This window comes from Herbaspirillum sp. 3R11, from assembly GCF_004563925.1.
GTDB lineage: Bacteria > Pseudomonadota > Gammaproteobacteria > Burkholderiales > Burkholderiaceae_D > Herbaspirillum.
Window position 1 is genome coordinate 927323 of record NZ_SPNJ01000002.1, and the last position, 23959, is coordinate 951281.

At 61.6% G+C, this 23959-nt stretch carries 20 protein-coding genes and 1 other RNA gene; 13 read left to right on the forward strand and 8 right to left on the reverse strand.

The window, feature by feature from the left end; all coding sequences use genetic code 11:
• Nucleotides 1-5: 5 nt before the first annotated feature.
• The 7 genes from E4P32_RS12525 to E4P32_RS12555 all read right to left on the reverse strand — a co-directional run bounded on the left by E4P32_RS12525 (nt 6) and on the right by E4P32_RS12555 (nt 6913).
• A complete protein-coding gene (locus tag E4P32_RS12525) occupies nt 6-1238 on the reverse strand; it encodes a TolC family protein (RefSeq protein WP_116436815.1) in 1233 nt (410 codons plus the stop codon).
• Nucleotides 1239-1315: 77 nt separating this feature from the next.
• Nucleotides 1316-1684: a cation efflux protein, CzcI family gene (gene czcI / locus E4P32_RS12530; RefSeq protein WP_116436814.1), complete on the reverse strand. Its 369-nt coding sequence runs from the start codon at nt 1682-1684 to the stop codon at nt 1316-1318.
• A 41-nt stretch (nt 1685-1725) separates the two neighbouring features.
• Entirely contained in the window at nt 1726-2886 is a 1161-nt protein-coding gene (locus E4P32_RS12535) for an MFS transporter (protein WP_116436813.1), read from the reverse strand.
• Nucleotides 2887-3011: 125 nt separating this feature from the next.
• Nucleotides 3012-4160 carry a galactonate dehydratase gene (gene dgoD / locus E4P32_RS12540; protein ID WP_016836730.1) on the reverse strand — a complete coding sequence of 383 codons (1149 nt, stop codon included), beginning with the start codon at nt 4158-4160 and terminating at the stop codon, nt 3012-3014.
• A gap of 98 nt (nt 4161-4258) precedes the next feature.
• Nucleotides 4259-4912, reverse strand: coding sequence for a 2-dehydro-3-deoxy-6-phosphogalactonate aldolase (locus E4P32_RS12545; RefSeq protein ID WP_116436812.1), 654 nt, complete (start codon nt 4910-4912; stop codon nt 4259-4261).
• Nucleotides 4913-4924: 12 nt separating this feature from the next.
• Nucleotides 4925-5926, reverse strand: a complete 1002-nt coding sequence (locus tag E4P32_RS12550) for a 2-dehydro-3-deoxygalactonokinase (protein WP_116436811.1) — start codon at nt 5924-5926, stop codon at nt 4925-4927.
• A 57-nt stretch (nt 5927-5983) separates the two neighbouring features.
• Entirely contained in the window at nt 5984-6913 is a 930-nt protein-coding gene (locus E4P32_RS12555; protein ID WP_116436810.1) for an aldose 1-epimerase, read from the reverse strand.
• Between the two features lie 433 nt (nt 6914-7346).
• On the opposite strand from E4P32_RS12555, the gene E4P32_RS12560 reads away from it, so the two are divergent.
• The 11 genes from E4P32_RS12560 (at nt 7347) to E4P32_RS12610 (ending at nt 20353) form a co-directional block, all read left to right on the forward strand.
• Nucleotides 7347-8318: an ABC transporter substrate-binding protein gene (locus tag E4P32_RS12560; protein WP_116436809.1), complete on the forward strand. Its 972-nt coding sequence runs from the start codon at nt 7347-7349 to the stop codon at nt 8316-8318.
• 242 nt (nt 8319-8560) lie between these two features.
• Entirely contained in the window at nt 8561-10150 is a 1590-nt protein-coding gene (locus tag E4P32_RS12565; protein ID WP_116436808.1) for a sugar ABC transporter ATP-binding protein, read from the forward strand.
• On the forward strand, nt 10147-11241 hold the full coding sequence (locus E4P32_RS12570) for an ABC transporter permease (RefSeq protein WP_116436807.1): 1095 nt from the start codon (nt 10147-10149) through the stop codon (nt 11239-11241). The genes E4P32_RS12565 and E4P32_RS12570 overlap by 4 nt, the downstream gene beginning before the upstream one ends.
• Nucleotides 11242-11257: 16 nt before the next feature.
• On the forward strand, nt 11258-12289 hold the full coding sequence (gene yjfF / locus E4P32_RS12575) for a galactofuranose ABC transporter, permease protein YjfF (RefSeq protein ID WP_116436806.1): 1032 nt from the start codon (nt 11258-11260) through the stop codon (nt 12287-12289).
• Nucleotides 12290-12503: 214 nt separating this feature from the next.
• Nucleotides 12504-13577, forward strand: a complete 1074-nt coding sequence (gene chvE, locus E4P32_RS12580) for a multiple monosaccharide ABC transporter substrate-binding protein (protein ID WP_116436805.1) — start codon at nt 12504-12506, stop codon at nt 13575-13577.
• A gap of 202 nt (nt 13578-13779) precedes the next feature.
• Nucleotides 13780-15318, forward strand: coding sequence for a multiple monosaccharide ABC transporter ATP-binding protein (gene mmsA / locus E4P32_RS12585; protein WP_116436804.1), 1539 nt, complete (start codon nt 13780-13782; stop codon nt 15316-15318).
• Nucleotides 15305-16519, forward strand: coding sequence for a multiple monosaccharide ABC transporter permease (gene mmsB / locus E4P32_RS12590; protein ID WP_116436803.1), 1215 nt, complete (start codon nt 15305-15307; stop codon nt 16517-16519). The genes mmsA and mmsB overlap by 14 nt, the downstream gene beginning before the upstream one ends.
• A 114-nt stretch (nt 16520-16633) precedes the next feature.
• Nucleotides 16634-18382, forward strand: a complete 1749-nt coding sequence (locus E4P32_RS12595) for an IlvD/Edd family dehydratase (protein WP_116436802.1) — start codon at nt 16634-16636, stop codon at nt 18380-18382.
• Between the two features lie 62 nt (nt 18383-18444).
• A non-coding RNA gene (locus E4P32_RS12600) (sX9 sRNA) lies at nt 18445-18519 on the forward strand.
• 32 nt (nt 18520-18551) lie between these two features.
• A complete protein-coding gene (araD1, locus tag E4P32_RS12605; protein ID WP_116436801.1) occupies nt 18552-19550 on the forward strand; it encodes an AraD1 family protein in 999 nt (332 codons plus the stop codon).
• A gap of 26 nt (nt 19551-19576) precedes the next feature.
• A complete protein-coding gene (locus E4P32_RS12610; protein ID WP_116436800.1) occupies nt 19577-20353 on the forward strand; it encodes an SDR family oxidoreductase in 777 nt (258 codons plus the stop codon).
• A gap of 172 nt (nt 20354-20525) precedes the next feature.
• On the opposite strand, the gene E4P32_RS12615 is transcribed toward E4P32_RS12610, so the two are convergent.
• On the reverse strand, nt 20526-21467 hold the full coding sequence (locus E4P32_RS12615) for a LysR family transcriptional regulator (protein WP_116436799.1): 942 nt from the start codon (nt 21465-21467) through the stop codon (nt 20526-20528).
• A 297-nt stretch (nt 21468-21764) separates the two neighbouring features.
• Here E4P32_RS12615 and E4P32_RS12620 point away from each other — a divergent pair, with 297 nt between their 5' ends.
• Together E4P32_RS12620 and E4P32_RS12625 are read left to right on the forward strand one after the other, a co-directional pair.
• Entirely contained in the window at nt 21765-22874 is a 1110-nt protein-coding gene (locus E4P32_RS12620; RefSeq protein ID WP_116436798.1) for a porin, read from the forward strand.
• Between the two features lie 170 nt (nt 22875-23044).
• The gene (locus E4P32_RS12625; RefSeq protein ID WP_116436797.1) at nt 23045-23926 is read left to right on the forward strand and encodes an SMP-30/gluconolactonase/LRE family protein; all 882 of its coding nucleotides are present in this window, start codon (nt 23045-23047) and stop codon (nt 23924-23926) included.
• The last annotated feature ends 33 nt before the right edge of the window (nt 23927-23959 follow it).

The window sequence follows — 23959 nt, forward strand, 5'->3', positions numbered from 1 at the left end:
TTCGCTTATTGGTTGTGGCCGGCGGAACCGAGCAGACGCTCCAGTTCGGCCGAGGCAAGATGGGCGTCGGAGATCGCGCGCAGGTATTGCGAGCGCGCCTGGAACAAGGTGCGCTGGGCGTCGAGCACTTCCAGGAAATTGAACTTGCCGAGTTCGAAGCCCTTGCCGGCGGCGGTGTAGGCACTCTGCGCGCCGGGCAGGATGTCGCTGTGCAGGACGGCGACTTCGGCATGGGCGTTGCGCAGTTTTTCATACGCCTGCGCGATGTCGGTGCGCACGCGCGTCTCGGCGGCGGCCAGTTCGTCGCGCGCCTTGTCTGTGCGGCGCAGGGCTTCTTCCAGGTTGCCGCGATTGCTGTCGAGGAAAGGCAGCGGCATCGACACGCCGACCACCCACATGCTGCGGCCGGCTTCTTCGTCGCGTTTGCGGCCCAGGCTCAGCGTGGCGTCGGGAATACGCTTGCTGCTCTCGATCTTGCTCAAGGCCTGGCGGCGTTCGACTTCGAGGCGGGCCAGCCGCAGTTGCGGTGCGTCGGCGCTGCGCCCGGCGATGTCGGCGATGGCCGGCAGCGGTGGCAATTGTCCTGCGGCGCCTTCGGCCAGCGTGAAGCGGGGCTGGGCGTTGCCCCACAGTCCGGCGAGGCGGCGGCGCGCGAGGTCGAGTTCGCCCTCGGCCTGGCTCAGTTCCAGACGGGCGGAGGCAGCGGCGACGCGCGCCCGGGTTTCTTCCACCGGCGAGATCTTGCCGGCGGTGACGCGCCGGCCGGTGGCGTCGGCGGCGCTGCGGGCGAGGTCGGCGGATTCTTGTGCCAGGCGCCGGCGCTCCTGCGCCGTCAGCACGGCGAAGAACGCCGACGTGGCGGCGATGCGGACTTCATCGCGTCTGATTGTGAGCTCCATGCGGGCAGCCTCGCGTGAACGCTCGGCGGCGCCAATACGGGCGGCGCGCTTGCCGCCGAGTTCGATGGGCTGGTTGAGTTGGATGGTGGTGGTGCGCGTGCTTTTGCGCGTGTCTTCCATCAACGTCGACAGCTCGGGATTGGGGCGGGCGCCGGCTTGCGTGACGGTGGCGTCGACCGCCTCAAGTTCGTGCCGGGCGGTGGACAGGTCGGGATTGTTGTCGAGCGCGAGCGCGACGGCGTTGCTCAGCGTGAGGGGCGTTGCCGCCTCCTGCGCATGCGTGTAGACCGGGCAGGCGAGCAGAAGCGCCAGTCCCAGCGGATAGAAACGGGTGTACATCGAATTCTCCGGACAAAAGGGAAGGAATTCGGCGAGCGGTCAGCAGTAAGGAAAAAAGGGGAAGACGACCCGCCGGCTTAAGCGGCGGTTTTCCAGTCAGGCTCTTCGGGGGATTCCCCGATATGGGAGAGATATAGCGGAGGCAAGGAAGGTGTGAAGCTGTTTTTCTCCTGCGCAGGCGGCGTCCATGATGTGTATGAGTTCATGGGCTTGCTGCAGGAAAAGTGGCAGAAGCTGCAATCGGCGTCGCTGGCGGCGTTGAGCTTGCTGTCGTCGCTGTTGTCCGCGTGCTGATCCTGCTTCTGTTGCTTGCTGTCGGCAGCGGCGTGATGGCCGACGTGCTGTGCAGCGGGATCGCTTTCATGCTGGCAATACGACGCCACCGCCGCCCAGGAAAACTGGAAGGGCAGCAGCATCAGCAGGAAAATGAGGACGTAGCGTTTCATGGCAGGGCATTATAGCCGCACTTTTTTCAAGACCCGCCGAATCACGCCGCGGCGCGTGCTGCGCGGCGATCCAGCAAGGCCGACGTCAGCACCGTCAGGAAGCCCAGCACCGACACGCCCGCGCCCAGCAGCGGCAGATCGGTCAACGGCCAGCCGGCCGAAATCGCCAGTCCGCCCAGCCAGGCGCCGGTGGCGTTGCCGACATTGAACGCGCCCTGGTTAAGCGTCGACGCCAGGTTCGGCGCGTCCTTGGCTTTGTCCAGCACCCGGATCTGTGCAGCCGGCACGACGGCAAACGAGAACGCGCCCCAGACGAACATGGTGATCAGCGTCGGCAGCGTGTAGTGGCTGCTCCACGAGAACTGCACCAGGATCAGCGCGATGCAGACGAACATCGAGAACAGCACCGGCATCAGTCGCCAGTCCGCGAGACGTCCGCCGATCAGCCCGCCCACCGTGATGCCGGCGCCGAACAGCAGCAGCACCCAGCTTTCCTGATGCGCGGTGAAGCCGGTGACGTCGAGCAGGATGTAGGCGATGTAGGTCAGCACGCTGAACATGCTGACCGAGGCCAGCGTGCTGGTCAGCAGCGCGAGCTGGACTTGCGGATGGACGATGGCGCGGAATTCCTTGAAGATGCTGCCGCCTTGCATGGCGATTTTTTTCGGCAGGCAGATCCACAGCATGATCACGGCGGCCAGGCCGATCACCGTGATCGCGCCGAAGGTCGAGCGCCAGCCGGCGGCGTGGCCGAGCGCGGTGCCGAACGGCACGCCGAGGATGTTGGCGACGGTCAGGCCGGTGAACATCAACGCCACGGCTTGCGCGCGCTTTTCACGCGGCACCAGTTCGGCGGCGACCACCGAGCCGATGCCAAAGAACGCCGCATGGCAGAACGCCGTCACCACGCGCGCGACCATCAGGAAGTTGTAGCTCGGCGCAATCGCGCACAGCACGTTGCCGAGGATGAACAGGCACATCAGGCCGACCAGTGCGCGCTTGCGTTGCCACTTGGCGGTGAGGATCGCCAGCACCGGCGCACCGGCCGCCACACCCAGCGCGTAGCCGGACACCAGCATGCCTGCGGCCGGCGCAGAGACGCCGAGGTCGCGCGCGACATCAGGCAACAGCCCCATGATCACGAATTCTGTAGTGCCGATGCCGAAGGCGGCAACGGCGAGGGCGAAGAGGGGCCAATGCATGATGAAAATCCTGGTAGGGGAGCTGCGGGGAAAGCGCTATTTTACGTGGCTGCGGCCCGCTCTGCTGAGCAGATGCGGGCCGCATTGGTGAAGATTTTTCAGGTGCTTGTTAGATTGTTATCGGATCACCACTCAGCGAAGCTGCCGTCTTTATGTCTCCAAATTGGATTGCGCCAGCGATGTCCCACTTCTGCACGCTGCCTGACATATTCCTCGTTGATCTCGATGCCGAGGCCCGGGCCGTTCGGGATGGTGACGTAACCATCCTTGTAGCTGAACACGTCGGCGTCGGTGACATAGTCGAGCAAGTCGTTGCTCTCGTTGTAATGGATGCCCAGGCTTTGTTCCTGGATGAAGGCGTTGTACGACACCGCGTCGACTTGCAGGCAAGCCGCCAGCGCGATCGGGCCGAGCGGGCAGTGCAGCGCCAGCGCGACGTCGTAGGCTTCGGCCATGGTGGCGATCTTGCGCGTCTCGGTGATGCCGCCGGCGTGCGAGACGTCGGGCTGGATGATGTCGACGTAGCCTTCGCTGAGGATGCGCTTGAAGTCCCAGCGCGAGTACAGGCGCTCGCCCAGCGCGATCGGCGTGCCGGTGAGGTGGGCGATTTCCTTGAGCGCTTCGTAGTTTTCGCTGAGCACCGGTTCTTCGATGAACATCAGTTTGTACTGTTCGAGTTCCTTGACCAGCACCTTGGCCATGGGCTTGTGCACGCGGCCGTGGAAGTCGACGCCGATGCCGACGTTGGGGCCGACCGCTTCGCGCACTGCCGCGACATTGGCCAGCGTGAGCTCGACCTTGTCATAGGTGTCGATGAATTGCAGTTCTTCGGTGCCGTTCATCTTGACGGCGGTGAAGCCGCGCGCCACCGCATCCTTGGCGGCCTTCGCGGTGTCGGCCGGACGATCGCCGCCGATCCACGAATACACGCGGATGCTGTCGCGCACCGGGCCGCCCAGCAGCTGGTTGACCGGGAGGCCGAGCGCCTTGCCCTTGATGTCCCACAGCGCCTGGTCGATGCCGGCCAGTGCGCTCATGTGGATGGCGCCGCCGCGATAGAAGCCGCCGCGGTAGAGCACGGTCCAGTGATCTTCGATGTTGCGCGGGTCCTTGCCGATCAGGTAGTCGGCCAGTTCTTCGACGGCGGCGGCGACGCTGTGCGCGCGGCCTTCGACCACCGGTTCGCCCCAGCCGACGATGCCTTCATCGGTTTCGATCTTGAGGAAGCACCAGCGCGGCGGCACGATAAAGGTGGTCAGTTTTGTGATTTTCATCGGAGATGATCCGTTCTGAGAAAAAATGCCCAGTCTTGCTGCGGGCTGGTTGAGGAGCGGCCGGTCGTCATGCTTATGACACTGCGACCGGCTTCTTTTTAGGTGGTCGGTGTGGAAGCACCATGACGGGTTTGCCAGGCGCTGACGAAGGCCTTGGCGTTTTCGCCGACGGTGGCGGCCGACATGCCCGGCTTGAACAGCGCCGAGCCGAGGCCGAAACCGGATGCGCCGGCACTGACGAACACCGACACGCTGCTGGGCATGATGCCGCCCACCGGCAACAACGCGACCGAGGCCGGGATCACGGCGCGCCAGGCTTTGACGACGTGGGTGCCGAGCTGCTCGGCCGGGAACATCTTGAGCACGTCGGCGCCGGCGGCCAGCGCGGCAAATGCTTCGGTCACGGTGGCCACGCCGGGGGCGCTGCACAGGCCGGCATCCTTGGCGGCGCCGATCACGCGCGCATCGCTGTGCGGCATGACGATCAGTTCGCCGCCGGCGGCCTTGACCTGAGCGACTTGTTCGGGGCTGAGCACGGTGCCCGCGCCGATCACGCAATCGGCCGGCAACGTGCGGCGCAGCGTGGCGATGCTTTGCAGCGGCTCGGGCGAATTGAGCGGCACCTCGATGACGCGGAAGCCGGCGTCATACAAGGCCTTGCCGATGGCTTCGACTTCGTCGGGACGCACGCCGCGCAGGATGGCGATCAGGCCGCAGTGCTGCAGGGCGTGGTGGAAAAGATTCTTCAGCATGGTTCTACTTTCTCAGTGTTCGGGTGAGGAGGAAACCAGACCGGCATGCACCGCCAGTTTCCACAAGCCGTGTTCGGTGGCGGCAGCGGCGATGTCAACCTGGGTCAGGTCGTACAGCGCCAGCGCCTTGCGGTAACGCTCGCACAGCGCGTCGTCGCCGATGAGGGCGATGCGCTGTTGCCGGATGCCGTCGGTGGTCGCCAGCAGCGCGGCGATTTCGTGGCCGATCAGCAGGCCGGAGAGGTAATGCGCCTGGGCGCGCGGCGACAGTTCGCCGGTCAGGCCCAGCGTGCGGCTGCTGAAGATGTTGGACAGCATGCCGGCGCGGCCGTCGGGCGACTTCGCCACCAGCGCGCCGCGCACGAAGGCGGCGTCGTCGTCGGCATCGGTCGCGCCGTCGCGCTGCATGGTGCGGCCGAGAATGGAGTGGTTGCTCAGTACGGCGTACATCTCGCCGGTCATGAAGGTGTCGAAATGTTCGATGCGCTTGCCGCGCACGTGCACCCATTTCGAGTGCGTGCCGGGCAGGCCGATCAGGATGTCGTCGACTTGCAGCTGGTCGAGGATGCCGGCGACCTGGGTTTCCTCGCCGCGCATCACATTGGGCAGCTTCGAGCGTTGCAGCAGTCCCGGCACGATGTGCAGCGGCACGCCGAAGCCGGTGTCGACCACGGTCATGGTGTTGCCGACTTCGCTGACGGCCAGCGGTACGTCGAGGTAGGGCGCTTCACGCCAGCCCTGTTTGCTGCCGATCATGCCGGCGGCGATTAGCGGCGTGGCCGGGAAGTCGCGCAACCAGTCGCCGCACGCGGCTTGCAACGCGCGACGGAAACCGGCGTCGGCAGAAGTGCCCGCACCGTCTTCCGCCGGCGGCAGGTTCATGATCCCCCACGGTAGCGCGCGCTTGTCGGCCACGCGGCCGTCGGCGTCGAACCGGTAGGCGCGCAGCGAGGTGGTGCCCCAGTCGAGCGCGATCAGGCCGATGGAGGATGGGGAAGGAGTGGCTTGCGTCATTGTGTGTTCGGTTTTAAAACAAATTCAAAGCAGGTTCAAAGCGGATTCAAAGCAGATTCAAAGCTCGCTCACGATGAAATGCGTGAGCAATTGCATGGACGCGTCCGGCGCCAGGTTGACCAGGCCGTCGCGGCCGGGCATGTGGAAGGCGTCGATCGGATGCGTGATCGGCTCCAGGCAAAAATAGTCGAGGCCGGGTGGGCGATACATCAGGCTGTAGCCCTTGCAGTTTTCCATTTGCATGCTCAGGCGCAGGCCGCGGTCGGGATAGTCGATGTGCGAGAGGCCGTCCCAGCCGGTGAAGCAGTTGTCGATCAGCGGACCGCCGACAGGGAATTCCACAGGCGCAAACCGGTTGTAATCGAAGGTGGCCGGGAAGTCGCGCGTATACCCGGTCGGAATCGGATCGGTGCCGCACAGCCATACACCGTCGGCGCGCGATTGCAGGCGCGTGTCGGCGTTGCGCGGGAAGTAGGGATGCAGGCCGAGGCCGAACGGAAGTTCTTCAGCGCCGCGATTGGTGACTTGAAGATCGATGGTCAGGCCGTCGTCGTTCAGGGTCAGCGTCTGCGTCGCGCTGTAGGTATACGGATCGCCGTCGTATTGCGCTGAGTCCAGCGCCAGCACGATGCGGTTGTCGGTTTGACCGGCGACGCGCCAGGCTTGCAGCCAGCCGTCGCCGTGGATGGGATAGTTTTCGCCGGCGCGGTTTTGCAGCACCGGGTAGTGCGCACCCTTGTGCATGAAGCCGCCTTCGGTGATGCGGTTCGACCACGGCACCAGCGGGAAGCAGGCGGTCGTGTACAGATCGTCAACGCCGGCCCAGGGACGGAACAGCGGCGTCCAGGCGTCGCGCCATTGCAGATCCCAGGCCGCGATGCTGGCGCCCAGTCCGGGCAGCACGCTCAGGCGTTGACGTCCGGACTGAAGGGTCACGGTCTCAATGGCGGGCGCGTTGTTGCGCTGCGCTGCTGGGGATGTGGTCATGGCGTCTCGGTTGCTGTCTCGATTATCAGGGCGGATGCTGTGCGGTCTGCTCCGCCTGGGCCTGCTGTACTGCTGTCTGTGTCGCTGGATGAGGCAAAAACAGCGCCGATCCTAACATCGGCTACCGATGCGGAATAATGAAAAATTTATAAACATTGATATCAAAAATGATCTGTCAGGCTGAGGCACGTCAGTGTTTTGTCAGCGTTTTTTGATTCATGTAGTTTACTAAAGCGCCATGCCTGTTTCGGTATCGGATATCGCCAAAAATTCATTGGATAGATATTTCTCCGTCTCCTACTATTGACCGGCAGATTTCGCTGCACGCCAGGTGACAGCGAAGCGCACATGACGGCGCTACCGTTCCCCCACGAAAAGCGCCGGACACCAAATAAAAACAGTTCGTGTTGATAAACATAATTGGAGACAAGTAATGAAAATGACTCGCAGAACCCTGCTGGGCGCCGCCGTTTGCATGACCCTGGGTTGGAGCGTCCTGTCCGGCGCTGTGGCCGCCGACAAACCGCTGACAATGGGTTTCTCCCAAGTCGGCGCCGAAAGCGAATGGCGCACCGCCAACACCGCCTCGATCAAGGACGCCGCCAAGAAGGCCGGCGTCAACCTGAAGTTCGCCGATGCGCAGCAGAAGCAGGAGAACCAGGTCAAGGCCATCCGCTCCTTCATCGCACAAAAGGTCGACGTGATCGCCTTCTCGCCGGTGGTTGAATCGGGCTGGGACACCGTCCTGCGCGAAGCCAAGGCCGCCAAGATCCCGGTGATCCTGACTGACCGCGCCGTCAACGTGAGCGACAAGTCGCTGTACGTGACCTTCATCGGTTCCGATTTCGTAGAAGAAGGCCGCCGCGCCGCACGCTGGTTGCTGGACCGCGCAAAGACCATGCCTGCCGGCGACATCAACATCGTTGAACTGCAAGGCACCGTCGGCTCGGCGCCGGCAATCGACCGCAAGGCCGGTTTCGAAGAAACCATCAAGACCAATCCGAACCTGAAGATCATCCGCTCGCAAACCGGCGACTTCACCCGCGCCAAGGGCAAGGAAGTCATGGAAGCCTTCCTCAAGGCCGACGGCAAGAAGATCAACGTGCTCTACGCGCATAACGACGACATGGCCATCGGCGCCATCCAGGCCATCGAAGAAGCCGGCCTGAAACCGGGCAAGGACATCCTCGTGATTTCGATTGACGGCGTGAAGGGCGCGTTCGAAGCCATGATGGCCGGCAAGCTCAACGTCACCGTCGAGTGCAGCCCGCTACTCGGACCGCAGCTGATGTCGATCGCCAAGGACGTCAAAGCCGGCAAGGAAGTGCCGAAGCGCATCACTACGGAAGAAGGCGTGTTCCCGGCTGAAGTCGCGGCCAAGGAATTCCCTAACCGCAAATATTGATGCCTGATATCGGATATTGATCGGTCTCCCGCCCGCATGTGCGCCATGTGACCCATGTGCGCATGCGGGTTCCGATCGTATGACCGGGGAAGCAATTCTCCGGTGTTGTTTCTCCTCTGCTCTGGAGTAACCCCTGGGCCTTGAACGATGCGCCGCAATGCCCCTCTGTGTCGTGGCGGATCTGCTCAACAGGCTTTGTGCGGCGGGCTTCGGCCCGCCGTTTTTTCACTTGCGGTAACGCCATGTCGAACGCAACTTCAGAATACACTCCCGCCAGCGGCGCCGAACCGGCGTTGGAACTCACCGGCATCCATAAATCATTCACCGGCGTCAAGGCATTGAGCGACGTCGGCCTGCGCCTGTTCCCGGGCGAAGTGCATACCCTCATGGGCCAGAACGGCGCCGGCAAATCGACGCTGATCAAGGTGCTGACCGGCGTCTATACGCCCGACGACGGTCACATCCTGCTGCGCGGCCGCGCCATCCGTCCGGGCTCGACGCTGGAAGCGCAGCAGCTCGGCATCAGCACCGTGTACCAGGAAGTCAACCTGTGCCCGAACCTGACCGTGGCCGAGAATATTTTCATCGGCCGCTATCCGCGCAAATGGGGCGGGGTCGGTCCGATCGACTGGGCCACCATGCAGCGCCGCGCGACCAAGTTGCTGGCCAAACTGGACCTGCATATCGACGTGCAAAAACCCTTGTCTGCGTATCCGCTGGCGATCCAGCAGATGGTGGCGATCTCGCGCGCCGTGAGCGTGTCGGCCAGCGTGCTGATCCTCGACGAACCGACTTCCAGCCTCGACGAGGCGGAAGTGCAATTGCTGTTCAAGGTCTTGCGCAGCCTGCGTGACGAAGGCATGGCGATTCTCTTCGTCACGCATTTCCTCGACCAGACTTACGAAATCTCCGACCGCATCACGGTGCTGCGCAACGGCGTGCGCGAAGGCGAATACGCCGCCAGCGAATTGTCGCGCCTCGATCTGGTCAACAAGATGGTGGGCGTGCAGGTTGACGCCACCGCCGCCGGCGAGGCGCTGGCCGACAATGCCGAGATCACACCGGCCGCCAATGACGGCGAAGTCTTCTTGCAGGCGCGCGGACTTGGCCGCAAGGGCGCGTTGACGCCGCAGGATTTCGACCTGCGCGCCGGTGAAGTATTCGGTCTGTGCGGCTTGCTCGGCTCCGGCCGCACCGAGACCGCGCGCTTGCTGTTCGGCGCCGACAAGGCCGACAGCGGCGAGATCAGCATCAAGGGCAAGCCGGTGAAATTCTCGACGCCGCGCGACGCCATCGCCGCCGGCATCGGCTTCTGTTCCGAAGACCGCAAGAAGGAGGGCGCCATCCTCGACCTGTCGGTGCGCGAAAACATCATCCTCGCGCTGCAGGCCCGCAACGGCTTGCTGCATGTGATTCCGCGCAAGCGCCAGCAGCAGATCGCGGCCGATTACGTCAAGTGGCTGGGCATCAAGACCGCCGACGTCGAAACCCCGATCGGCCTGCTATCCGGCGGCAACCAGCAGAAGGCATTGCTGGCGCGCTGGCTGGCGACCGACCCCGACATGCTGATCCTGGACGAACCGACGCGCGGCATTGACGTGCGCGCCAAGCAGGAGATCATGGATTACGTCATGGCCTTGTGCCGCAAGGGTATGTCGATTCTTTTCATCTCTTCCGAAATCCCCGAAGTCCTGCGCTGCAGCGACCGCATGCTGGTGCTGCGCGATCGCCACGGCTGCGGCGAATATCTGCGCGGTGAACTGGACGACGCCTCGGTGCTGCAGGTGATCGCGGGCGAGACCGAAGGGCAGACAGCAGGAACAGCAACATGAGCGCATCAATGAATTCCAACCTGATCTCCAATCGCAATCCTTCTTCGGGCGCCGCCGCCAACCGGCTGCGGCGTGTCTTGTTTCATCCGTTGAGCCGGCCGCTGGGCGCGCTGGCGGTGCTGCTGCTGATCGACTTCTTCATGATCCCGGGTTTCTTCCGCATTGAAATGAAGGACGGCCATCTGTACGGCAGCGTGATCGACATCGTCAACCGTGCGGCGCCGCTGATGCTGGCGGCGCTGGGCATGACGCTGGTGATTGCCACGCGCGGCATCGACATTTCGGTCGGCGCGGTGGTGGCGATTTCGGGCACGATTGCGGCGATGCTGATCGGCGGCACCATGGTGGTCAACAACGGTGTACCGGAATATGTCAGCAATATCCCGATGGGTTGGGCGCTGGCCGCCGCGCTTGGCGTGGCGCTGCTGTGCGGCGCGTGGAACGGCCTGCTGGTGGCGACGCTGGGCCTGCAACCGATCATCGCCACGCTGATCCTGATGGTGGCGGGACGCGGGCTGGCGCAATTGCTGACCGACGGCCAGATCATCACGGTGTATTACAAGCCGTTCTTCTATCTCGGCAGCGGCTACCTGTGGGGCTTGCCGTTCTCGCTGTTCATCGTCGCCGGCATGTTTGTGGTGCTGGCGCTGCTGATGCGCAAGACGGCGCTGGGGCTGTTCATCCAGTCGGTCGGCATCAATCCGGTGGCGTCGCGCCTGGCCGGCATCCGTACCGCCGCGCTGATCTTTTTCGTCTACATCTTCTGCAGCCTGTGCGCCGGGCTGGCCGGGCTGATGATCAGCGCCAACATCAAGAGCGCCGACGCCAACAATGCCGGCCTGCTGCTGGAGCTGGACGCCATCCTGGCGGTGACGCTGGGCGGCACCTCGCTGGCGGGCGGCAAGTTCAGCCTGGTCGGCAGCGTGATCGGCGCGCTGATCATCCAGGCGCTGACGTACACGATCTACTCATTGGGCGTGCCGCCGGAAGTCAACATGGTGGTCAAGTCGGTGGTGGTGTTCCTGGTTTGCCTGTCGCAGTCGCCGGAGTTCCGTCGTCTGCGTTTGTTCAAATCCGGCAACCAAGCCTAAGCATTCAGGAAAAATCATGAAGAATTTTCGCTCCCTTCTGGCGACGCCGTATTTCACCTCGCTGGTCACCGTCGCCTTGCTGGTGATTCTGTTCGCGATGGGCTCGGTCGCCTACGACGGCTTCTTTTCGGTGCAGGTGGTGTTGAACCTGCTGATCGACAACGCCTTCCTGCTGGTGATCGGCATCGGCATGACCTTCGTGATCCTGTCCGGCGGCATCGATCTGTCGGTCGGTTCGGTGCTGGCGCTGACCACCATGATCTCGGCCTACCTGCTGCAGTCGTGGCATTGGCATCCGGTGCTGGTGATCGTCTGCGTGCTGGTGCTGGGCGGCCTGTTCGGCGCGGCGATGGGCGTGCTGATCCACTTTTTCAAGCTGCAGCCGTTCATTGTCACCTTGGCCGGGATGTTCCTGGCGCGCGGGCTGTGTTATCTGATCAGCATCAATTCCATCACCATCGACGATCCGCTGTTCGTGGCGATGTCGCAGACGCGGCTGGAGTTCGGATTGGGTGACGCCTTCATCTCGCCCAGCGTAGTGATTGCGGTGCTGATGCTGGCGCTGGCGATCTACCTGGCGCATTACACGCGCTTTGGCCGGGCGGTCTACGCCGTTGGCGGCAACGAGCAGTCGGCGCTGCTGATGGGTTTGCCGGTGGGCCGCACCAAGGTGGCGATTTATGCATTCAGCGGTTTCTGCGCGGCGCTGGCGGGTGTATTGTTCTCGTTCTACATGCTGTCCGGTTACGGCCTGCATGCGCAGGGCACCGAGCTCGATGCCATCGCCGCGGTGGTCATCGGCGGCACCTTGCTGACGGGCGGTTACGGTTATGTGGCCGGTACCCTGACCGGGGTGCTGATCCTGGGCGTGATCCAGACCCTGATCGCTTTCGACGGCACGCTGAGCTCCTGGTGGACCAAGATCGTGATCGGCGTGCTGCTGTTCGTGTTTTGCCTGGCGCAGCGGCTGATGTCGCTGGGCGCGGCCAAGGCGGCAGATGCGAATGGCGCCGCCGTCGCCGTCAAACCGTCCGCACAGGCGGCTTGAGGCGTCTGGCAAGGGCAAAAGGCGGCAGACGCGAGTCCTGCCGTTTGCGCAAAACTGATGTTGAAAACAATATGGGTTTTAGCAAAAAAATCATTAGAAATGTATTGCTCTAATGGTTATCGTAGAGGCCTTGCAAAATATGTCGCGTTCCCCCGCGCAGGTAGGCATGTTTTGCATTGCCAGTAAAACAACAAACATTTAGGAGACGAGAAGTATGAAACTCAAATCGGTATTGGCCGGGCTGACGCTTGGCCTGAGCATGGGTCTGATGGCAGTGAGCGCGCAAGTGAGCGCCCAGACCAAGGGCCTGATCGGGATCTCCATGCCGACCAAGTCGTCGGCACGCTGGATCGCTGACGGCAACAACATGGTCAAGGTATTCAAGGAAAAGGGTTACCAGACCGACCTGCAATACGCGGAAGACGACATCCCGAATCAGCTGGCGCAGATCGAAAACATGGTGACCAAGGGCGTTAAAGTGCTGGTCATCGCCGCGATCGACGGCACCACCCTGTCCGACGTGCTGCAAAAAGCCGCCGACAAGGGCATCAAGGTCATCGCGTATGACCGCTTGATCCGCAACTCCAAGAACGTCGACTACTACGCGACTTTCGATAACTACCAGGTCGGCGTGCTGCAGGCTTCGTACATCGAAAAGGCGCTGGACCTGAAGGGCGGCAAGGGCCCGTTCAACATCGAACTGTTCGGCGGTTCGGCTGACGACAACAACGCCTTCTTCTTCTACAACGGCGCCATGTCGGTGCTGAAGCCGTACATCGACAAGGGCAAGCTGGTCGTGCGCAGCAAACAGCTGGGCATGGACAAGGTTGCCACCCTGCGTTGGGACGGCGCGACTGCGCAAGCCCGCATGGACAACCTGCTGAGCGCCTACTACGGCAATGCCCGCGTCGACGCAGTGCTGTCGCCATATGACGGCATCAGTATCGGCATCATTTCCTCGCTCAAGGGTGTCGGCTACGGTACACCGAAGCAGCCAATGCCGGTCGTGACCGGCCAGGATGCGGAAGTGCCTTCGGTCAAGTCCATCATCCGCGGCGAACAGCGTTCGACCGTCTTCAAGGACACACGTGAACTGGCCAAGGTCACCGTTTCCATGGTGGACGCCGTGTTGTCGGGCAAAGCACCGACCATCAACGACACCAAGACCTACAACAACGGCGTGAAGGTCATCCCTTCGTACCTGTTGAAGCCGGTCAGCGTCGACGCCAGCAACTGGAAAGAAGTGCTGGTCGGCAGCGGCTACTACACCGAAGCGCAAGTGAAGTAATTCCGCTTGTTGCATTGAATGTGTATGCTCCGGTCGGCGCGTGTCGGCCGGAAAAAAAGCAGCCCCGCGCCGCGCGCGCGGGGTTGGTGTTTCCGGAGGCGACGTTGTTGCAGCTTGCAGCGGCGCCGGCCGGACGCCAGGATAGCGGCCCGCAGCATCCCACCACAATGGCAGGCCGGAGCAGAAGAAGAGGGCAGAACACATGAGTACAATTCTGGAAATGCGCGGAATTGAAAAGACATTCCCAGGTGTCAAGGCGCTCAACAACGTCAACCTGGCAGTGCGCACCGGCGAGATCCACGCCGTGGTCGGCGAGAACGGCGCCGGCAAATCCACCCTGATGAAAGTCCTGAGCGGCGTTTATCCGCACGGAAGCTATTCCGGCGACATCATCTATCAGGGTCAGACCCGCGAATTCAAGGACATCGTCGACAGCGAAAGCGTCGGCATCATCATCATCCATCAGGAGCTGGCACTGGTGCCGCTGCTGTCGATTACCGAGAATCTGTTCCTCGGCAACGAGCAGGCCAGCGGCGGCGTGATCGACTGGGAACTGTCCTACGCCAAAGCCAAGGAACTGCTGGCCAAGGTCGGCCTCAAGGATCCGCCGTCGACGCTGATCACCAACCTCGGCGTCGGCAAGCAACAGCTGATCGAAATCGCCAAGGCCTTGTCGAAAGAGGTCAAGCTGCTGATCCTCGACGAGCCCACCGCCAGCCTCAACGAAAGCGACAGCGACGCTTTGCTCGAACTGCTGCTGGAGCTCAAGGCGCAGGGCATTTCGTCGATCCTGATTTCGCACAAGCTCAACGAGATTTCCAAGGTCGCCGATTCCATCACCGTGCTGCGCGATGGCGCCACGGTCGATACCTTCGACTGCCGCAAGGAAGAAATCAGCGAAGACCGCATCATCCAGAACATGGTCGGCCGCGAAATGGCGGACCGCTATCCGAAGCGCGAGCCGCAGATCGGCGAGACCATTTTTGAAGTCAAGCAATGGCGCGTGCATCATCCGATTCATCCCGATCGCGTGGTGATCAAGGACATTGATTTCAACGTACGCAAGGGCGAGATCGTCGGCATCGCCGGCCTGATGGGCGCCGGCCGCACCGAGCTGGCCAAGAGCATCTTCGGCCGCGCCTATGGTGCCAAGATCAGCGGCGAGGTCCATCTGCACGGCAAGAAGATCGACGTCGGCACCATCCAGAAAGCCATCAACCACGGCATCGCCTACGTCACCGAAGACCGCAAGGGCGACGGCCTGGTGCTGGACGAAGACATCAAGAAGAACATCTCGCTGGCCAACCTGGATGCGATTTCCGACAAGTCGGTGATCGACGAGGCGCGCGAGTTCAAGGTGGCGGACGATTTCCGCAGCAAGATGCGGATCCGCTGTTCGAGCGTGCTGCAAAAGGTGGTGAACCTGTCCGGCGGCAACCAGCAGAAGGTGGTGCTCAGCAAATGGCTGTTCTCGAATCCGGAAGTGCTGATCCTCGACGAGCCCACGCGCGGCATCGACGTCGGCGCCAAGTTCGAGATCTACACGCTGATCAACCAGCTGGCCGCAGAAGGAAAGTGCATCATCATGATCTCGTCGGAAATGCCGGAACTGCTGGGCATGTGCGACCGGATCTATGTCATGAACGAAGGGCAGTTCGTCGGCCAGTTTGCCGCGGCAGAAGCATCGCAAGAGAAAATCATGCGCGCTATCGTAAGGAATGTGAAGAATGGAGAACAATGAAATGAGCAAGACACCTACGCTCGACGCGGTCCCTGAAGCCAAGCGGGAATACGCCGGTTTCCTCAAGAACAACATGCGCGAATACGGCATGCTGCTGTCGCTGGTGGCGATCATGGCCTTCTTCCAGGTCATGACCGACGGCACGCTGATGCAGCCGCTCAATCTGACCAACCTGGTGCTGCAAAACAGCTACGTGGTGATCATGGCGCTGGGCATGCTGATGGTGATCGTGGCCGGCCACATCGACTTGTCGGTAGGCTCGGTGGTCGGTTTCATCGGTGCGCTGGCGGCGGTGCTGATGGTCAACTATGAAGTCAACTTCATCCTGACCACCATCATCTGCCTGATCGCCGGCGCCGCCATCGGCGCCGCGCAGGGTTACTGGGTGGCGTTCTTCCGCATCCCGTCCTTCATCGTCACGCTGGCCGGCATGCTGGTGTTCAAGGGCCTGACGCTGGCGCTGCTGGAAGGCCAGTCGGTCGGCCCTTTCCCGCGTGGCTTCCAGTTGCTGAGCTCGGGCTTCATCCCTGAACTCTTTGCCGACACCGGCAGCGTGCGCCTGACGTCGTTGCTGGTCGGCGTCGCCGCCGCAGCCATCCTGCTGGCGGTCAAAGTCCACGGCCGCCGCAAGCAGGTCAAGCACGGCATGGAAGAAGAACCAGCCGTGTTCTTCCTGCTCAAGAACGTCTTGTTTGCCGCCGCCATCATCGCGTTCAGCTACCTGATGGCTTCCTACAAGGGCATGCCGAATGTGCTGATCATCATGTTTGCGCTGATGGTGATCTACACCTTCGTGACCAACCGCACCACCATCGGTCGTCGCGTCTACGCCGTCGGCGGCAATGAAAAGGCCGCCAAGCTGTCCGGCATCAAGACCGAACGCGTGAGCTTCTACACCTTCGTCAACATGGGCATGCTGGCGGCGCTGGCCGGCCTGATCTTTGCGGCGCGCCTGAACACGGCGACACCGAAGGCCGGCACCGGCTTCGAGCTGGACGTGATCGCGGCCTGTTTCATCGGCGGTGCATCGGCTTCGGGCGGCGTCGGCAAGGTCATGGGCGCGGTCATCGGCGCCTTCGTGATGGGCGTGATGAACAACGGCATGTCCATCATGGGTATCGGCATCGATTACCAGCAGGTGATCAAGGGCCTGGTGTTGCTGGCCGCTGTATTCTTTGATGTCTACAATAAAAATAAATAACAAGAAATAAAAGTTCTGCCAGAGGGGTGGCTGTGAGATGGTTTTCTTGCAGCCGTTTTTATCAGCATCGCCACACCGGGAGGTGGCGACCGCATATTCCAAACGGATGAGTAAATGACTATCGACAAGAAGCGCACACTGCGTTCCGCAGCCTGGTTCGGTACGGCCGACAAGAACGGTTTCATGTATCGCAGCTGGATGAAGAACCAGGGTATTCCCGATCACGAATTCCAAGGCAAGCCGGTCATCGGCATCTGCAACACCTGGTCCGAACTGACGCCGTGCAATGCGCATTTCCGCAAGATCGCGGAACACGTCAAGCGCGGCATCATCGAAGCGGGCGGTTTCCCGGTTGAGTTCCCGGTGTTCTCCAACGGCGAGTCCAACTTGCGTCCGACCGCGATGCTGACGCGCAACCTGGCCAGCATGGACGTCGAAGAATCGATCCGCGGCAATCCGCTGGATGCGGTGGTGCTGCTGGTCGGCTGCGACAAGACCACGCCGGCGCTGCTGATGGGCGCGGCCAGCTGCGACGTGCCGGCCATCGTCGTCACCGGCGGCCCGATGTTGAACGGCAAGCACGAAGGCAAGGACATCGGCTCCGGCACGGTGGTCTGGCAACTGAGCGAGCAGGTCAAGGCGGGAAAGATTTCCATCCACGAATTCATGGCGGCCGAAGCCGGGATGTCGCGTTCGGCCGGCACCTGCAACACCATGGGCACCGCCTCGACGATGGCCTGCATGGCCGAAGCACTGGGCACTTCGTTGCCGCACAATGCTGCGATTCCTGCCGTTGATGCGCGCCGCTATGTGCTGGCCCACATGTCCGGCATGCGCATCGTCGACATGGTCTGGGAAGGCCTGACCTTGTCCAAGATCCTCACGCGCGAAGCGTTCGAGAACGCCATTCGCGTCAATGCCGCCATCGGCGGTTCCACCAACGCCGTGATCCATCTGAAGGCGATCGCCGGTCGCATGGGCGTCGACCTCGAACTGGAAGACTGGACCCGCGTCGGCCGCGGTACGCCGACGATCGTCGACCTGCAGCCGTCGGGCCGCTTCCTGATGGAAGAGTTTTACTACGCCGGCGGCTTGCCGGCAGTGCTGCGCCGCCTCGGCGAAGCCGACCTGATTCCGCATAAAGATGCGATGACAGTCAATGGCAAGACGCTGTGGGAAAACAACCAGGACGCGCCGCAGTACAACGACGAAGTGATTCGCAAGCTGGACAATCCATTGATCGACGATGGCGGCATCTGCATCCTGCGCGGCAACCTGTCGCCGCGCGGCGCCGTGTTGAAACCGTCGGCGGCGTCGCCCGAGCTGATGAAGCATCGCGGCAAGGCCGTCGTGTTCGAAGACTTTTCGCACTACAAGGAACGCATCAACGACCCCGATCTGGACGTCGACGCCAGCTCGGTGCTGGTGATGAAGAACTGCGGTCCCAAGGGCTATCCCGGCATGGCCGAAGTCGGCAACATGGGCTTGCCGCCCAAGCTGCTGGCACAAGGCGTCAAGGACATGGTGCGGATTTCCGATGCACGCATGAGCGGCACCGCCTACGGCACCGTGGTTCTTCACGTGGCGCCTGAAGCTGCTGCAGGCGGCCCGTTGGGCATCGTGCAGGACGGCGACTGGATCGAAATGGATTGCGCTGCAGGCCGTTTGCATCTCGACATCAGCGACGAAGAAATGGCGCAACGCCAGACCGCGCGCGCCGAGAAGCTGGCGCAGGTCAAGCCGGCGATGCAGGGCGGCTATCAGTCGCTGTACATCGACCGCGTATTGCAGGCCGACGAAGGCTGCGATTTCGACTTCCTGGTCGGTTGCCGCGGCGCTGCCGTCCCCAAGCATTCTCATTAATAACGTGTCCACGATCTTACTGCGAGGCCGTGATCCAGCGTCGGGCGGTGCTCAGAATCTTCATGTACTGAAGTACATTCCGGTTCTTGTGCTCCGTCCGCCACTGGCTGACGGCCTCTCGCTACAGATCGTGAAAACGTTCTAAAAATCTAAATAAGGAGCGACAAGCATGTTGCTGGTGCAATTCAAACAAGCCGACGGCTCGCGCCTGGTCGGCAGCCTCGAAGATGACGGCAAGAAGATCCGTGTCGTCGACGGTTATCGCAGTACGTATTCCTTGGCGCGCGCCGCCATCGCGAAGAAGGCTTCCTTGCAGGAATTCGCCACCGCCGCGCTCGGCGCGACCGTGGTCGACTATGCATCGGTTGCGGAGCGAGGCGGCTTGCTGGCCCCGCTGGATCATGAAGACACGGCGCACTGCTACGTCACCGGCACCGGCCTGACCCACCTGGGCAGCGCCGACGGTCGCGACGCCATGCACAAGAAGCTCGACGGCGCCGGCGACAACCTGACCGACAGCATGAAGATGTTCCGCATGGGCCTGGAAGGCGGCAAGCCTGCGGCCGGCAAGATCGGCGTGCAGCCGGAGTGGTTCTACAAGGGCGACGGCTCCATCGTGCGCGCTGCGGAAGAACCATTGGCGATGCCGCATTTCGCGCTCGACGGCGGTGAAGAGCCCGAGATAGCCGGCCTGTACATCATCGGTGACAACGGCCAGCCGTATCGCCTCGGTTTCGCCATCGGCAACGAGTTTTCGGACCACGTGACCGAGCGCCAGAACTACCTGTTCCTGGCGCATTCCAAGTTGCGCGTTTGCTCGGTCGGTCCGGCATTGCTGGTGGGTGAATTGCCGGCGCACGTGCAGGGCATGTCGCGCATTCGCGGGCAAGACGGCAAGGTGCGCTGGGAGAAGCCTTTCGTCAGCGGCGAGGACAACATGTCGCACACGGTGTCGAATCTGGAATACCACCATTTCAAATATCCGCTGTTCCGCCGTCCCGGCGACGTGCACATCCACTTCTTCGGCACGGCAACGCTGAGCTGCTCGGACAACATCACGGTCGCGCCGGGCGAGACGTTCGAGATCGACGTCGCCGCCTTCGGACCGGCATTGCGCAATCGCCTGAGTCTGGACGACGTGCCGCATCCGCACGTTACGGTGCTGTAAGGCGTCATTCAATTTCTGGAGAACACATGTCTGCACCATATCAACTGGCGAGCTACCCCAGCCTCAAGGGCAAGCGCGTCTTCATCACGGGCGGCGGCACCGGCATCGGCGCGGCCATCGTCAGCGCGCTGGCGGAACAAGGCGCCATCGTCGCGTTCGTCGACATTGCCAAGGACGCCAGCGAAGCGCTGTGCAAGCAGATCGCCGACGCCGGTTTCACCGCGCCATCGTTCCGTTACTGCGACCTGCGCGACATCGCCTCGCTGCAAAACACCATCAAGGAACTGGCTGCGCAGCTTGGTGATTTCGACGTGCTGGTCAACAACGCCGCCAACGACGAGCGCCACAAGCTGGAAGATGTGACGCAGGAATATTGGGACAACCGCATCGCGATCAATCAGCGTCCGTCATTCTTCGCCGTGCAGGCGGTGGCGCCGGGCATGATCAAGAAGAAGGGCGGTTCCATCATCAACTTCAGCTCGATCAGCTGGCATACATCGAGCGGCGGCTTTCCGGTCTACACCACGGCCAAGTCGTCGGTGCTCGGTCTGACACGCGGCCTGGCACGCGATCTCGGCGCCCACAACATCCGCGTCAATACAGTGACGCCGGGCTGGGTCATGACGGAACGCCAGATCGAATTGTGGCTGGACGAAAAGGGCAAGGAAGACATCAAGCGCAACCAATGCCTGCAAGGTGAATTGCTGCCGTGGCATCTGGCGCGGATGGTGTTGTTCCTGGCGTCGGATGAGAGCGTCATGTGTACTGCACAAGAGTTCATAGTAGACGCCGGCTGGGCATAGATTGGCGATAAAGCACCGCTAGCGGCGTTGCACCGTCTTGCCGTGCTCACGCACTGTCTGCGTCGGCGCGCCTTGCTATCGGCACTTTCTCACCAATCTATGCGGGCGCAGCTGAAAATAAAAAAAGCGAGACTTGAGGTCTCGCTTTTTTTATGGCTGAACATTCCAAAAACTAGTAAATCGTTTTCGCCACATCCCTGATCGCCTGTTGCAAAATCACCGCGCCTGGCGACAGAAGATGTTCGCGGCGGGTGATGATGCCGAAGCCGTCCATCTTGCACGGCAGCTCTATCGGCAACAGATCCATCAGGCGCGCCTGGGAATAATAGCGCGCGACTTCGGTCGGCATCGCGTACAGGAAATCGGTCTGCTGCAGCAGGCTGGTGATAGTCAGGATCGCGGTAGTGTCGACCACGTTGGCCGGCGGCGTCAGGCCGCTCTTGCGGAACATCAGGTCGACGCGGCTGCGCAGGATGCTGCCTTTGGGCGCCATGATCCACGGGTCGTCGACGATGTCCTTGAGTTGGAGGTTCTTGTGCGCGTGCAGCGGATGGCCGACGCGGGCGACGGCGCAGATCGGCTCGTCGGACAGTTCTTCATAGTGCAGGTTGTGGCTGACTTCCTCATCGAGAATGCGCGCCACCAGGAAGTCCAGGTCGCCGCGCAGCAGGCGTGCCAGCAGGATGTTGCTGCTCTCGACTTCGACGCCGATACGCAGCATGGGCGAGTGCTCCTTGACGTGCGCAATCGCTGCCGGTAGCAGCGACATGCCGGGCGACAGGATCACGCCGACATCGACCTGGCCGGACAGACCGGACTTCAGCGCGACGATGTCTTCATGTGCTTTCGACAAGCTGGTGAGCGCCATGCGTGAATGGCGGATCATCGCTTCGCCGTAGATCGTCGGTCGCATGCCGCGCGGCAGGCGATCGAACAAGGTTACGCCGAGCATGTCCTCGAGATCCTTCAATTGCTTGGATGCCGCAGGCTGCGTCATGTTGAGTTCGTTGGCGGCACGGTGGATGTTTCGTTCATCATCCAGAGCGATCAGCAACAGCAGTTGCCGGGTCTTCAGTCGCGCGCGCAGGAACCAATTGGGGTCGCTGTTTTTCATTTGTCTCCGCTACCTTTTTTATATCTCAGGATGATATCAAATCAAGTATCGGCTGAGGCAAATAATTCATTAGAAATATATGTCACTAATCCTTAGTATCTAGCCCAGTCCAGACGCTTTCGTGTCCTGGACTTCACGTTGAAATGAAGCTGACGAAATGCTGATCGAACGGTTGTGAAAACCGGTATCGAGGAGGATTTTTGCGCGTCAATTCAATGTGGGTTTCATACAAAAAAAGTGAGGGTGCAGCAATTGACTCCACCCTGTTGACTACAAAAGATCTACGGAGACTTCACGATGACTCAGTCCATCTCAACCAAAACCATTCTCAAGGCCTTGGGCACGGCCTCTTTGTTCGGCGCATGCCTGGCATCAGCACAGGCGGAAGACAGCGTCACCATCTACGGACGCGTCGTCGCCGGCATCGACGTGCAGAGCAATGTGCACCAAGCCAACGGCAACACCGGCACGCAGGTGCGTGCAGCCAGCAACCAGTGGGGCACGAGCATGATCGGCTTCAAAGGCAAAGAAGATCTGGGTGGCGGCCTGAACAGCTTTTTCCTGCTGGAGTCCGGCTTCGGTGCCACCAAAGGCGCCACTAACGGTCCTGAACTGTTCAATCGTCGTTCGTATGTCGGCCTGAACGGCAGCGCCGGTTCGATCAAGGTCGGCAAGAATCTGTTCATCGACAATGACGTCTGGTTCCTCGATCCGACCGGTCAGCAATGGATCGGCACCGCCAATCTGGTGCATGGACGTAATTGGGGCGGCGCCAGCAACATCATCGAATATCAGACCCCGACCTGGGGTGGCTTCAACGCTACCTTCCAGACCAGCCTGGGCGAGAAAGCCGGCTCCACTACCAAGGGTCGCAAGGACGGCGTCTCGCTGGTCTATCAGAACGAAGGCCTGGAGCTGCGCGCGATCTATGATCTGGTGCGCGACGCCAACGGCAAGTACGGCAGCATCAAGACAAACCAGGACGGAACCACCACTGCCGGCAACGTGTATGACTCCTCCAAGGAGCTGATCCTCGGTGGTACTTACACCATCGACAAGCTGAAGCTGTACCTGGGCTATGAAAACCTGAAAGCGCCGGATGTTGCACCTGGCTCGACGGACAAGGTCAATCATTACTGGGTCGGCGCCAACTATCAGCTGTCGCCAGCTTTGACGCTGATCGGTTCGGTCTTTCACGTCAACGCCAACAACAACGGCGGTTCTGCCAACCTGTACATGGCCGGCCTGAACTACAACCTGTCCAAGCGTACTTTGCTGTACATCGGCGCAGGCACGGTTCGCAACAGCGGCGCAGGTACCTTCTCGCTGGAAGCGGACGAAGCCGGTGCACCATTGGCGGGTCAAAGCCAAACTGGCGGCTACGTCGGCATTGCCCACTCGTTCTGATCGTATGAGGATCCGATCGTAACGAGCGGCAGAGCGCAGTAAAAACGCAGCAGCGGAAGGAGGCAAGCCACGGCTTGCCTCTTTTCGTTTAAAGTTTCGAATTCTTCCTTCATCATTCTTCATCACTAGGAAATCGGCAGCAGGATTTCCCCTCACGGAGCAGACATCCCATGCAAGCAAGCCTGATCGTTGACGGCAAACATGAACTCGGCGAATGCGCGATCTGGTGCGACAGGACGCAATCGATATTCTGGACCGACATCCAGGGCGCCGCCTTGTGGAACCATCATCCTGCAAATGGAACAACACGCAGCTGGCCCATGCCGGAACGTCTGTCGGTGTTCGCGCTGACCGCACAAGCCAACCGGCTTCTGATCGGTCTGGCCTCGCGGCTGGCGTTCTTCAATCTGGATAGCGGCGAGATCACGACGATCCGGACGGTGGAAGAAGATTTGCCGACCACGCGCCTGAATGACGGTCGTTGCGATCGGCAAGGACGTTTCGTATTCGGCACGCTCAATGAAGACAAGGGACGCGCACCGATCGGCAGCTTCTACCGACTCAACGCCGATCTCAGCCTGGAGCGTTTGCCGTTGCCGGGCGTGGCGATTTCCAACAGCATCTGTTTCAGCCCGGATGGCACGCGCATGTATTTTTGCGACACCATGCAGGGCAAGATCATGTCCTGCGATTACGATCCGGTCAGCGGCGCAATCGGTGCGCAAAACGTATTCGTCGATCTCGCTGGAGAGAAGGGCAGTCCCGACGGTTCCGCCATCGACAGCCAGGGTTACCTGTGGAACGCGCAATGGGGTGGTGCGCGCGTGGTGCGCTATGCGCCGGATGGCCTGGTTGATCGCATCGTCGCGGTGCCGGTGTCGCAGCCGAGCTGCCCTGCATTCGGCGGCACGAATCTCGACACGCTGTTCGTGACGACTGCGCATGAAGGTATGGATGATGCAGCACGGGCGCGTGAGCCGGCCGCCGGCGGCTTGTTCGCGGTGAGGCTGGACGGTGTGCGAGGTCTGCCGGAAAACCGCTTCGGCGGATGAGTGATGCAGGAACCGGAGCCGGAGCGTCCGGCT